The organism is Streptomonospora wellingtoniae (assembly GCF_031845375.1).
GTDB lineage: Bacteria > Actinomycetota > Actinomycetes > Streptosporangiales > Streptosporangiaceae > Streptomonospora > Streptomonospora wellingtoniae.
This window is the reverse complement of sequence record NZ_JAVREK010000001.1, coordinates 21,867-33,985: the sequence shown is the minus strand read 5'-3', so window position 1 is coordinate 33,985 and position 12,119 is coordinate 21,867. Positions and strand designations below refer to the sequence as shown.

Below are 12,119 nucleotides of genomic sequence, written 5' to 3'. Positions count from 1 at the left end.
GGCCGCCTCGCCGGGCGGTCGGAGCGGTGGGGCGCAAAGCGCGGGTACCGAATCAGTCATCTGTCGGCAATGTCCCCCCGTGTCCTTGCATGTCCTGTTCACTTGCGGGAATCTGCCGACTGGCGGCCCCGATGCGCAGCCGCGCGCTGCGCTGGGCCGAGCACGCTCGCAGGCGATACGGGGGGAAGTGAGTCGCCGTGGCACCGCAGGGGACCCAGCAGGTGATCGGGCATCGCCTGGTCGACAAGGACGGCGCGGCAGTGGGCAAGATCGGGCAGGTCTTCTACGACGACCAGACCGACGCGGCCAAGTGGATCACCGTGCGCACGGGCCTGTTCGGCTCGCGCGAGAATCTCGTGCCGCTGTCCGGCGCTGAGATGGTCTACGACGCGTTGCAGGTGCCGTGGTCGCGAAGCAGGATCAAGAGCGCGCCGAGCTTCGACGTCGACCAGCACATATCGGTGGAGCAGGAGGACCAGGTCTATGCGCACTACGGACTGAGTCCGGAGATCCCGGGACAGCGCGTTCCCGAGCAGTACGAGCGCCCGCGCGGCAGGCACGCGCGGCCCGAACCCGCCGGGCGGGCCGGCGCGCCGGCCGAGAGGCCGGCTCCGCCGACGGAGAGCCCCGGCCCTCCCACCGAGAGGTCCGCTGCTCCGACGGAGAGGTCCGCTCCACCGGCTGAGCGGCCCGGATCGGACGCCGCGCTCGCCCGCAGCGCCCCGAGCGCGGCGGTACGCCAGGCGGAGGAGGCGCCGCGGCCGATGTGGGAGCCGAGCGGCCGGAGTGAACCGACGAGGCTCCTCGGAGACGAGTGGGGCTGGGACGCGGCTCCGCCCTCGCGGCACCAGCAGGGCACCGGCGCCTGAAACCGGGACTTCCGGCCCGGGGCAGGGCGGCGGCGCTCCCGCTCGCCGGCCGCGGCCCCGGGCTCCGCGGTCGGCGAGCGATCGGGCGTGAGTCGGCGGCGCGGCGTCTTGGCCCCGCGGCGGGCCCGCTAGGGCTCCCGGCGTTCGGCCGCGGAGGCCGGGACCCCCGGCTCCCCTGAGGTGCGGTCGGACCGTTCGGCGCCGCGGGCCGCGCGTGCGCTGAGGGCGTTGTGGCGGAGCATGTCGGTGACGAAGACCACGAGCGCGCACCACACGATCGCGAACCCGACCCAGCGGCTGGGCGGCATCTCCTCGGCGAAGAGCAGCCAGGCGAACAGGAACTGCATCACCGGGACGATGAACTGCAGCAGCCCCAGCATGCTCAGCGGGATCCGGCGGGCGGCCGCGCCGAAGGCGAGCAGGGGGAGTGCGGTGACGACCCCCGACCCCACCAGCGCGACGCTGTGCCAGGGGGACACCGCGGTGAACGTTCCGGCGCCGCTCGCCTGCAGGAACACGATGTAGCCGACGGCGGGCAGGAACAGCAGCAGCGTCTCCGCGGCCAGGCTCTCCACCCCGGCCATCCCGGCGAGCTTCTTCAGAGCGCCGTAGGTGGCGAACGAGAACGCCATCCCCAGCGAGAGCCACGGCACGCCCCCGTAGGCCACGCTCAGCACCGCCACGGCCACCGCGCCCAACGCCACCGCCGCCGCCTGGGCGCGGCGAAGCCGTTCGGCGAAGAACAGCACCCCCACCAGTACGCTCACCAGTGGGTTGATGAAGTACCCCAGTGCGGCCTGGCTCGTCTGCCCGCTGTTGACCGTGTAAACGAACAGCCCCCAGTTCACCGAGATCACCGCGGCGGCCCCGGCGAGCATCGCCAGCCGGTCGGGCCGGCGCAGCAGGGCGGCCAGCCACCGCCAGTGCGCGCGCAGCGCCAGCAGCACCAGCACCGTCAGCAGGGACCACACCATGCGGTGGGCGATCACCTCGGTGGCTCCGGCCGCGGAGACCAGCGGCCAGTAGAGAGTGGACAGGCCCCACATCAGATAGGCGCCGGCCCCGAGAAGTACACCGCGATTGGAATCAGGCACGCTGGCAAGACTAGGCCAGGATTCATCCGATGAGCATCCGAATCCGCTCGGATCGGGCCGCCTTCGACCGCCCGGAGGAGCGCCCCGCGGGTAGCCTGGAGACATGTTCGGCAAGCAGATGACCATGGTCACTCCGGAGCAGGCCCTGCCCGGCAGGGACGCCGCGATGCCGGTGCCCGAGCGCCACGAGGTGCTCGGCACGCCACTGGCTCCGCCCTACCCCGAGGGTAGTGAGATCGCCGAGTTCGGCATGGGCTGCTTCTGGGGCGCAGAGCGCGCCTTCTGGGAGATCGGCGCCGGCAACGGCATCGTCACCACGGCCGTCGGCTACGCCGGCGGCCACACGCCCAACCCCACCTATGAAGAGGTGTGCAGCGGCCGCACCGGCCACACCGAGGCCGTCCGGGTGGTCTTCGATCCCCGCGTCATCTCCTATACGGACCTGCTCAAGGTCTTCTGGGAGGGCCACGACCCCACCCAGGGCATGCGCCAGGGCAACGACCTGGGCACCCAGTACCGCTCCGCGATCCTCTACCGCGGCGACGGCCAGAAGGCCGCCGCCGAGTCCTCGCGCGAAGCCTTCCAGCAGGTGCTGACCGGGTCCGGCCACGGCACGATCACCACCGAGATCGCCGCCGCCGGCCCGTTCTACTTCGCCGAGGGCTACCACCAGCAGTACCTTTCCGACGCCAAGAACCCCAACGGCTACTGCGGCCTCGGGGGAACCGGCGCCACCTGCCCGGTGGGAGTCGCCCGCACGGGCTAGCTAGGACAGCCGCGGGCGGCGCCAGGCATTCGATCGCGTCCGGCGCACTCCGCGGCGGGCGGGATGCCGGGTCTGCACGTGCAGGAGCAGGAGCGGCCCGCGCACGCGCGGGACGCGGATCCGACCGATCCCCGATCCCGCGTCGCCCCGCTGCCTGACGGGCGGTCAGGGGGGCCGTGGGCTACTCTCTCGGCATGCCACACCCCGAGCACGATGCCGGCATCGTCTGGAACCGGCTCTCGGAGCCCCGCATGGCTCCCTACTTGGACAGGGCGGGCGGCGACAAGGGCGATGCGCTCGCGCTCTACGAGTGGAGCACGCGCATCGCGGCGGCGGCCTTCGAGGACGTCGGCCACGTCGAGGTGCTGCTGCGCAATGCCGTCGACTCCTGTCTCCGGCGCCACTTCCGCGAGGACGAGCGCGGGATCCCGTGGTTCCTGATGCCGCTTCCGGGCGGCGAGGGCGCCGCGGCACCGGTGCGGTCCGTGCGTCAGCGCCTGCGGGAGGACGGCAAGGAGTCCCGGGACCAGATCGTCGCGGGGCTCACCTTCGGCTACTGGTCGGGGCTGCTCGGCGCCGAGTACGCGGACCTGTGGCGGGAGTGCCTGCACAGGGCGTTCCCCAACGCGCCGGGGCGGCGCCGCAAGGTGTACGAAGCGCTGGACGGCATCCGCGCGTTCCGCAACCGCCTCGCCCACCACGACTCCATGCTCGGGGTGGACGTCCCCTTCGAGGCGCGCAGGGTCTTCGAGGCCGCCCGCTGGATCGACGCGGAGGCGGCCGCCTGGTTGGAGCACCGCAGCCGCGTGCCGGAGCTGTGCCGGCTGTGCCCGACCGGCGCGGTGGGCGCAGGAGCCCACCGCCGCCGGGAGCGCCGGGCGAGGCTGCGAGCGGCGCTGCGGAGCGCGTCCGCAGGCCTGCGGAACGCGGCCCGCACACGGCCGCGGAGCTGATCGGCCGGCCCGGGCCCGGCGAGCGCCGCCGCACGCGGCGGGAGCGCCGGCCCGCCGCGCGGACGGCCTCCTCGCAAGGGCCGTTCAGCGGGCGAGGTTGCGGTAGGCCCGGGCGGAGAGCGGAACGAACACCGCCAGAAGGAGTGCGGGCCAAGCGAAGGCCAGCGCCACCGCGTGCTCGGCGAGGACGCCGCCGGTGGTCCCGGTCGGGTTGCCGAACAGCTCCCGGCAGGCGGCCGCGGTCGCCGACACCGGGTTCCAGCCGGCGAGGAAGCCGAGCCAGCCCGGCATCGTCTCGGGAGCCACGAAGACGTTGGACAGTAATCCGAACGGCCACACCAGCACCTGGACCGTCACCAGCGCCCCTTCGCCGCGGATCGCCAACCCGAGGTAGACGCCCACCCAGAGCACCGCCAGGCGCAGCCACAGCAGCAGTCCCGCCGCGAGGAGCGCCGACCCGATCGACGCGTCGATGCGCCAGCCGATGGCCAGCCCGCCCGCCATCAGCACGGCGAGCTGGACGGCGGAGTTCATCAGGTCGGCTGACGCACGGCCGAGCGGGACGCCGACGGCGGAGATCGGCATGGAGCGGAACCGGTCGGTGATCCCGCGCCTGGTGTCCTCGGTGATCGCGCCCATCGTGCTCTCGACGCCGAAGAGCATGGCCAGGGCGAACATGCCGGGCAGCAGGTAGGGGAGGTAGCCACCGCCGCCGGGCAGGTCGATCGCGCCGCCGAACAGATAGCCGAACATCAGCAGCAGCATCACCGAGAAGGCGATCCCGACCACGGGGGCCCACGGTTCGCGCTGCCAGTGCTTGAGGTCCCGCAGGGTCAGGACCCACCCGTGGCGGAGGCTCTGGAGGGTCATCGCAGGGCTCCTTCGTGCTCGGCGGCGTCGCCGCCTTCGGTGAGGTGGAGGAAGACCTCGTCGAGGGTCGGGCGGCGCAGGACGGCGTCGTCGACGTCGACGGAAGCGGCGTCGAGGGCGCGCACCGCCGCCACCAGGGCGGCGGTGCCGCCGGCCGGCCCCGCCTCGACGGTGACGCGCAGCGTCTCGGGGTCCGGTGTCCCGCCGAGCACCTCGGCGGTCCGGTGGAGCTCGCCCGGGTCGCGCGGCGTGACGATGACGCGGTCGCCGCCGAGGGAGCCCTTCAGCTGCGCCGAGGTGCCCTCCGCGACGACCCGGCCGGCGCCGAGGACGGTGAGCCGGTCGGCGAGCTGATCGGCCTCGTCCAGGTACTGGGTCGTGAGCAGGATCGTGGTCCCCTCGCCGACCACCCGCCTGAGGGCCGACCAGACCTCGTTGCGACCGCGGGGGTCGAGGCCGGTGGTCGGTTCGTCGAGGAAGAGCAGTCGCGGCCGCGTCACCAGGGCGACAGCGATGTCGATTCGGCGGCGCATCCCGCCCGAGTAGGTGGAGACCTTGCGGTCGGCCGCCGCGGAGAGCCCGAAGGCGTCGAGCAGCTCGCCGGCGCGGGCGCGGGCATGCCCTTTGGCGAGGTTGTGCAGTCGGCCGAACATCACCAGGTTCTCCCGCCCGTGGAGCTTCTCGTCCAGCGCGCTGGTCTGGCCGACCAGGCCGATGGCCGCGCGCACGTCGCGGGGAGAGCGGCTCACGTCGTGTCCGGCGACGCGGGCATCGCCGGAGTCGGGGCGGGTGAGGGTGGTGAAGACGTTGACCGCGGTGCTCTTGCCGGCCCCGTTCGGGCCGAGCAGGGCGTGCACCGTCCCGGGTGCGACCTCCAGGTCGAGGCCGTCGAGGGCCCGGGTCCGGCCGTAGCGCTTGTGTAACCCGCGGGCGAGCAGGGGCGTGGCGCCGGTCATGGCCATCCTAACTTTGTACGTCGTACGGAATATTGGAGGCCGAGTGTAACATGAACTCTGTACGGCGTACGAAGAAGTAGGGTGGGGTGCCGTGACCCGAGACCCCGACCCCTCGCTGCGCCTGCTCTGGCGCCACGCGGCCCCCGGGCAGGAGCCCCCGCGCCGCCGCGGCCCCAAGCAGCGCCTCTCGGTCGACGAGGTGGTGGACGCGGCGATCGGGCTCGCCGACGCCGAAGGCCTTGACGCCCTGACGATGCGCGGACTCGCCGGGCGGCTCGGCCTGGCGCCGATGACGCTCTACACCTACGTGCCCAGCCGCCAAGACCTGGTCGTGCTGATGGTCGATCAGGCGCTCGGCCGCACCGCCCTGCCCGAGCTCCCCGACGACCCGCGGCGGCGGCTCGAACTCGTCGCCCGGGTGCAGTACGACGACTGCCGAGCCCACCCCTGGCTGCTCGACGTCGCCGGCGTGCGGGCGTGGCTCGGCCCCCACGCGGCCGACCGGTACGAGTGGCAGCTCTCGGCGGTGGACGGGCTCGGACTCGGCGACATCGAGATGGACCAGACCGTGGCGCTGCTGGTCGGTTTCGCCGGCAGCATCGCCCGCGCCGAACACCGGGTCCGGCAGGCCGAGCAGGAGTCCGGGGTGACCGACCGCGAGTGGTGGGACGCCAACTCCCCGGCACTCGGCGAGCTGATGGCGGGCCGGTCCTACCCGCTGGCGGGCCGGGTCGGGCAGGTCGTCGGCGAGGCCTACCAGGCGGCCGGTTCACCCGCGCGGGAGCTGGAGTTCGGGCTGGCCCGGATCGTCGACGGCGTCCTCGCTCACGCGTCCGGGTAGCCAGAGGATCACCGTTCCCGAGCCGCCGAACCCCGCCGATCGGGTAGCCATCGCAAACGGAAATCGCTTTCTCTCACGATGGCTACACGACCGACGGGCTGGGGCGAAACCGGCGGGCAGCCTGCTGTCAATGGCCCGCCGCCGGAGGTGTTCACAGGGCCCCGCCTGCGCGGTTGGTGCGCACGATCAGGTAGACGAGGTAGGGCGCCCCGAGCACACCGGTGACGACCCCCACCGGGTAGCGGGTGCCGAAGGCGAACTGCCCGCAGAGATCGGCCACCAGCACGAGCAGGGCGCCGACAAGCGCGGAGGGGGCGAGCAGGGAGCCGTTCGGCCCGAGGACCCGCGCCGCGATCGGGCCCGAAAGGAAGGCCGCGAACGCGATCGGTCCTGTCGCGGCGATCGCGAAGGCGATGAGTCCCACCGCCCCCGTGGTGGCGATGAGCCGGGTCCGGTCGACGCGGACGCCCAGAGCCGACGCGGCCTCGTCGCCCAGCCGGAGCACCGTGAGGTCGCGTGACATGGACAGCAGTACGGGCCCGACTCCGGCCAGCGCGGCGACGACCGGGAGGGTCTCCTCCCAGCCGGCGCCGTTGAGGCTGCCGGTGAGCCAGCGCATCGCCTCCAGCAGGTCCCACCGGGCCGCGCGGTCGAGGATGTAGGCGGTGGCGCTGTCGAGCATGGCGGCGATGCCGATGCCGATCAGGATGAGCCGGGTGCCGGTGACCCCGCGCTTGAACGACAGCACGTACACGACCAGGGACACGGCCAGTCCGGCGGCGATCGCGAAGACCGAGACCCCGGTCCCGTCGAGTGAGAGCACCACGATCGCGAAGGTCGCCGCCGCACTGGCTCCCGAGCTGATTCCGATGATGTCGGGGCTGGCGAGCGGGTTGCGCAGCATGGTCTGGAAGGTGACGCCCGCCAGACCGAAGCACATGCCCGCCGCCACCGCGAGCACGGCCCGCGGCAGCCGCAGCCGTCCCACGGTGAACGAGGCGCCCGGCACGTCCTGTCCCACGACCACACCCAGGACGTCGCCGGGCGGGTAGAAGGTCCGCCCGACCATCAGCGTCGCGGCGAAGACGAGGACGATCAGGGCGCCCAGGACGGTGATCACGGTCCGCCTCCGGCGCAGACTGCGCCTGCGGACGGGGCCGACGCCTGTCCCGGTGGTCTCGGCGGTGGGGGTGCTCACAGGTCGCGAACCTTCTGACGGCGGACGATGTAGATGAAGAACGGGCCGCCCACCAGAGCGGTAACGATGCCGACGTCGACCTCTCCGGGCCGCGCCGCGATACGGCCCACCACGTCGGCCGCCGTGAGGAGGACGGCGCCGCCGACTGCCGAGAACGGCAGCAGCCACCGGTGGTCGACGCCGACGAGCAGTCGGCACACGTGCGGCACGACCAGGCCGACGAAGCCGATCGGACCGGTGACGGCGGTGGTCGCCCCGCACAGCACGACGGCGCCGAAGGCCGACGTCGTCCGCGCGACCGCGACGCGCGCCCCCAGGCCCGCGGCGACGTCGTCGCCCAGGGCCAGGAGGTTGAGGCGGCGGGCCGACAGCAGGCAGACCAGGAAGCCGACTGCGAGGAAGGGGAGGACCCGTCCGATGCTGTCGAACGTGCCGCCGCCGACACCGCCGATCTGCCAGGACCTGACGCTGTCGGCGATGTCGCCGCGCGGAAGCACGACGGCGCTGATGGACGAGGCCAGGGCGGCCGAGGTCGCCGCTCCGGCGAGGGCGAGCTTGAGCGGGGTCGCTCCGCCCCGCCCCATGGACCCGACCGCGTAGACGAACACGGCGGTGGCGCCCGCGCCCGCGATCGCCACCCAGGTGTAGGCGGTCGCCGAGGTCAGGCCGAAGTAGCCGATGCCCGACGCGACGGCAAGCGAGGCTCCCATGTTCACGCCGAGGATCCCCGGGTCCGCCAGCGGGTTGCGGGTCACCCCCTGCATCACCGCCCCCGCGACGCCGAGGGCGGCGCCCGCGGCGGCGGCGAGGAGCGTCCGGGGGATCCGCTTGGCGACCGCCGCCTGGTCGAAGCCGTCGACCGAGCCGGACAGGGCCGCCAGGACGTCGGCCCACTCGACGTCGCGGGAGCCGACGGTGACCGACGTCGCCGCGAGCGCGACCAGGATTCCGGACAGGACGAGCAGCCAGAGGGGAGTGCCCCGCGGCGGGCGCCGTCCGGCGGCGGCGCCCGCCGCGGGCGCGGCGCCCGCCGTCACGGCTTCGCGTCGGCGGCTTCGGACAGGAGCGACAGGTAGTCCTCGAGGACCCACGAGATGGACAGCGGCGTCGGGTTCGCGGCCGTGCCCAGCGGGCTGTCACCGGGAAGGTTGACGATCGCGCCGTTCTCCACGGCCGGCATCTGCGACAGCAGGGGGTCGTCCTCCAGGGCGTCCACGAGTTCGTCGCCGCCGTAGGTGACGATGATGTCGGCGTCGTCGAAGGCGTCCGCTCGTTCGGCGCTCTGTGTGAGGGAGAACTCGTCGGTTTCCGCTGAGGCGTTCGCGATGCTCTCCGGGGTCTCCATCCCGAGGTCCTCGAAGAACATGGCGCGCGTGTCGTGGGCGGTGTAGAAGCTGACCTCGCTGAGGTCCGTGGTGTCGACGTGCGTCAAGAACATCGCCGACTCGCCCTCGATCGCCGGGTGCTCGGCGACCGCCTCGCCGATCTGCTCGTCAAGGTCGGTGACGAGCTTCTCGCCCTCGTCGGCCATGCCGACGGCCTTGCTGTTCATCCTGATCAGCTCCCGCCACGGGGTGCCCCAAGCGGTCTCCGGGTAGGCGACGACGGGGGCGATCTCGCTCAGCGTGTCGTAGTCGTCCCGGGTCAGTCCGGAGTAGGCGGCGAGGATCACGTCCGGTTCGGTGTCCGCGACGGCCTCGAAGTCGATGCCGTCGGTTTCGTCGAACAGCTCGGGCGTTTCGGCGTCGAGCTCCTTGAGGCGCTCCTCGACCCAGGGGAGCACCCCGTCGCCGTCGTCGTCGCCGAAGTCGGCGGCGGCCATCCCGACCGGAACCACCCCCAGGGCCAGGGGAACCTCGTGGTTGGCCCAGTTGACCGTCGCGACGCGCTCGGGCTCGGTCTCGATCGTGGTCTTGCCGAACGCGTGCTCGACGGTGACGGGGCTCCAGTCGCCGGAGCCGCCGGATCCACCCGGCGCTTCGTCGGAAGACGGCGAAGAACAGGCTGCGGTCCCGGCAGCGAGCAGTGCGGCCGTGGCGAGTGCGAACAGCCGTGAAACGCGGGGCATGGCTTCCTTCCCGGTCGTGGCGGGCCGCGCGGCGTGGCCCCGCCCGGTTCTCCCGCCTGCCGCGCCTGTGAGACGTCCCGTCAGGTGGAGGGCCGGCCGGACGGCAGGTCTCGCTACGGCGCTCGATCGCGCGACCGCTGCGATAGAGAGCTTAGGTTTGCCTAGCCAAAGTTAGAGGCGTGTGTGTCGGGTGCGCAATCGCGCAGAAACGACAGCATTCATCGCAGAGCGGACACGCGCCGCGCGCGTGTCCCGCGATGCCGCGTCACTGCGCCCGGAACCGGCCCGGGCTCATCCCCGTGCTCCGCCGGAAGGCGGCGCCGAAGGAGCTCGCCGAGTGGTATCCGACACGCTCGGCCACCTCGTCGAGCCTGTCGCCGCGCGCGAGCATCGCGGCCGCCTGCTGCATGCGCGCCGCGGCCACCCACCGGCTGAACCCGAGACCGGTCTCCGAGCGGAAGGTCCGCGTGATGGTGCGTGTGCTGACGCCGAGCCGGGACGCCCACACGGCCAGCGTCGTCGCGTCGCTCGGGTCGTCGCGCACGGCGGCGGCGATGGGTGCCAGCATCGGCGAGTCCGGGATCCGCAGCGTGAGCTCGTGGCGGGCGGGCACGAGGAGGTCGAGCACCACCGCCTCCGTCCGCGCACGCGCGCCCGGGGACAGGCGCTCGGCCTCCAGCCGGTCCAGCAGCAGCCGCAGCAGCGTGGTGAGCTCCACCGCGACTGGCACGTCGGAGATCGACGGCACCGCGTCGAAGGCGAAATGCGCGGCGCGATGGCGGATACCGGCCGGCGCCCGCCCCGAGTGGGGCGTGCCGGCCGGTACCCAGAGGGCGGCGGTCGCGGTGATGGTCCAGACCCTCCCGCCGATGGCCGCCGACGAGGCGCCCCGCTCGTTCCACAGGAGCTCGTGCGTCGGGTGCGAATGCACCTCCCAGAACGTGTCGCCGGGGATGGTCTCCACCGAGCTCTGGACGACGAACGGCACGTCGATCTCGCCGGCGCCGTACAGGGGGAGCCTGCGCCGGTCGGTCGCACGGTCCTGCGGCGCCCCGGCATCGCGCAGCGGAGCCGCCGTACTCGGCGCGATGTCTCGTTCGGCCACGTCATCCAGGCTAGGAGCCGCTCGGAAACCGGTTGAAGGCGGCCCGGCCTGCACACCCGCGCCTGCCGGCGCCGCCGCCCGAGCGGGCGCTGCGGCGGGCGCGGGCGCGCGCGGCGCCTACGGTTCGGTGAGCACCTTGGCCGGGTCGGCGCAGTAGGCGGTCATCCAGTGCGGCTCGATGCGGTAGTAGATCACGTCCCCCCAGTTCATCGGTGTCTCGCCGTAGTGGGCCACGAGGTGCTCCAGAACGGGCGGCCAGCCCGCGGCCTCCGCGTCGGCAGCCTCGGGCGGTGTGATCGGCACCGCCGTGCCGTGGGTGAACACGCCCAGGTCGTCGCCGCGGATGTGGGCGGCACTGACAGCGGGCCGCGCCGCCAGGTGGCGGGCTTTGGCGGAGGACCGCTCGGTGCCGACGATCCAGCGCCCGTGCAGGAAGTGCCCGTCGACCCCGCTGACGCGGGGTTCGCCTGAGGCCGCCACCGTCGACACCGCCAGCGTGCTCATCCCGGTGAGTGCGCGGGCGAGCTGCTCGGCGGTGAGGGTGTTGGGGCTCTCCCCGTCGGCCTGGTAGATCGAGCGCAGGTGGGCGCCCGCGGCGCCCAGCGAGCGGTCGAGCAGTTCCTGGAGGTCGCCGAGTTCGGTGCGGGTCTCGTACATGTGCGCGATTCTGCACCGGAATCCTGACATAGTCCGTCAGGAACGCGGGAACACGACGCCGAGCGCTAGGGCGGAGTCCCCCCGTTCGCGTGAGCTGCGCGGTCGGCATCCCCCGCCTCGGTGTGGCGGCCACCGCGGTCGAGGCAGCGGGTGGTGGACTGGTGGGGTGAACGCGTTCGGTGGAGGCGGCGACGGTCACTCCGGTGCGCCGGGTAGTCCGGACCCCTCTCGGCGCCGGAGCCCGTGGCCGATGGTCAAGGACGTGCTGGTGACGGCCATCGCCGATGTCGCCCTGATCGCGGTCTACGCACTCGCACCGCTGACCCCGTCGGTCGACCGGCACCTGATGTTGCGCTCGATCGGCGCACTGCTGCTGTTCGCGGTCCTCGTCGTCTGGCAGGTCCACGCGGTCTCACGCGCGCCCCGGCCGGAGCTGCGTGCCGGAGCGGCGCTCGGCTTGCTCGCTGCGGTCTACCTGTTGGGCTGGGCCGCGGTCTACGTACTCCACTCCGCCGCGGACCCGGCCGCGTTCACCGAGCGGCTGAACCGCATCGACGCGCTGTACTTCGCGGTGACCGTGTTCGCGACAGTCGGATTCGGCGACATCGTCCCGCTGACACAGACGGCCCGCGCCTTGGTCACGTCCCAGATGCTGCTCAACCTGCTGCTGATCGGCGCCGTTCTACGCCTCGTCATGGAGACCGCCCGCCAGCGCCGACGAAGGCTGGACCGTGGCTGAGAG

Annotated in this window: 13 protein-coding genes; 5 read left to right on the top strand and 8 right to left on the bottom strand. The window is 72.9% G+C overall.

Annotated elements, in window-relative coordinates; genetic code table 11:
• Positions 1-197 precede the first annotated feature (197 nt).
• Complete coding sequence (locus RM446_RS00145; protein ID WP_311542940.1) at positions 198-869, top strand: hypothetical protein; 672 nt, start codon at positions 198-200, stop codon at positions 867-869.
• 128 nt (positions 870-997) lie between these two features.
• Here the strand turns inward: RM446_RS00145 and rarD are convergent, their stop codons facing one another.
• Positions 998-1,963 (bottom strand): EamA family transporter RarD, encoded by a 966-nt coding sequence (gene rarD, locus RM446_RS00140; RefSeq protein WP_311542939.1) that lies wholly within the window; start codon positions 1,961-1,963, stop codon positions 998-1,000.
• Between the two features lie 103 nt (positions 1,964-2,066).
• On the opposite strand from rarD, the gene msrA reads away from it, so the two are divergent.
• Positions 2,067-2,729: a peptide-methionine (S)-S-oxide reductase MsrA gene (gene msrA, locus RM446_RS00135; protein WP_311542938.1), complete on the top strand. Its 663-nt coding sequence runs from the start codon at positions 2,067-2,069 to the stop codon at positions 2,727-2,729.
• 194 nt (positions 2,730-2,923) lie between these two features.
• Entirely contained in the window at positions 2,924-3,682 is a 759-nt protein-coding gene (locus RM446_RS00130; protein WP_311542936.1) for a hypothetical protein, read from the top strand.
• 84 nt (positions 3,683-3,766) lie between these two features.
• Here the strand turns inward: RM446_RS00130 and RM446_RS00125 are convergent, their stop codons facing one another.
• Complete coding sequence (locus RM446_RS00125) at positions 3,767-4,552, bottom strand: ABC transporter permease (RefSeq protein WP_311542935.1); 786 nt, start codon at positions 4,550-4,552, stop codon at positions 3,767-3,769.
• The gene (locus RM446_RS00120; RefSeq protein ID WP_311542934.1) at positions 4,549-5,514 is read right to left on the bottom strand and encodes an ATP-binding cassette domain-containing protein; all 966 of its coding nucleotides are present in this window, start codon (positions 5,512-5,514) and stop codon (positions 4,549-4,551) included. Before RM446_RS00120 ends, RM446_RS00125 begins: the two co-directional genes overlap by 4 nt.
• An 85-nt stretch (positions 5,515-5,599) precedes the next feature.
• Here RM446_RS00120 and RM446_RS00115 point away from each other — a divergent pair, with 85 nt between their 5' ends.
• Entirely contained in the window at positions 5,600-6,349 is a 750-nt protein-coding gene (locus RM446_RS00115) for a TetR/AcrR family transcriptional regulator (RefSeq protein WP_311542933.1), read from the top strand.
• Between the two features lie 151 nt (positions 6,350-6,500).
• Here the strand turns inward: RM446_RS00115 and RM446_RS00110 are convergent, their stop codons facing one another.
• The 5 genes from RM446_RS00110 to RM446_RS00090 all read right to left on the bottom strand — a co-directional run bounded on the left by RM446_RS00110 (position 6,501) and on the right by RM446_RS00090 (position 11,377).
• A complete protein-coding gene (locus RM446_RS00110) occupies positions 6,501-7,547 on the bottom strand; it encodes a FecCD family ABC transporter permease (RefSeq protein ID WP_398694225.1) in 1,047 nt (348 codons plus the stop codon).
• Positions 7,544-8,584, bottom strand: a complete 1,041-nt coding sequence (locus tag RM446_RS00105) for a FecCD family ABC transporter permease (protein ID WP_311542932.1) — start codon at positions 8,582-8,584, stop codon at positions 7,544-7,546. The genes RM446_RS00110 and RM446_RS00105 overlap by 4 nt, the downstream gene beginning before the upstream one ends.
• The gene (locus tag RM446_RS00100) at positions 8,581-9,615 is read right to left on the bottom strand and encodes an iron-siderophore ABC transporter substrate-binding protein (RefSeq protein WP_311542931.1); all 1,035 of its coding nucleotides are present in this window, start codon (positions 9,613-9,615) and stop codon (positions 8,581-8,583) included. The genes RM446_RS00105 and RM446_RS00100 overlap by 4 nt, the downstream gene beginning before the upstream one ends.
• Before the next feature lie 265 nt (positions 9,616-9,880).
• Positions 9,881-10,720, bottom strand: coding sequence for a helix-turn-helix domain-containing protein (locus RM446_RS00095; RefSeq protein WP_398694224.1), 840 nt, complete (start codon positions 10,718-10,720; stop codon positions 9,881-9,883).
• Positions 10,721-10,837: 117 nt separating this feature from the next.
• The gene (locus tag RM446_RS00090) at positions 10,838-11,377 is read right to left on the bottom strand and encodes a pyridoxamine 5'-phosphate oxidase family protein (RefSeq protein WP_311542930.1); all 540 of its coding nucleotides are present in this window, start codon (positions 11,375-11,377) and stop codon (positions 10,838-10,840) included.
• A gap of 250 nt (positions 11,378-11,627) precedes the next feature.
• On the opposite strand from RM446_RS00090, the gene RM446_RS00085 reads away from it, so the two are divergent.
• Positions 11,628-12,116, top strand: a complete 489-nt coding sequence (locus RM446_RS00085; RefSeq protein WP_311542929.1) for a potassium channel family protein — start codon at positions 11,628-11,630, stop codon at positions 12,114-12,116.
• The last annotated feature ends 3 nt before the right edge of the window (positions 12,117-12,119 follow it).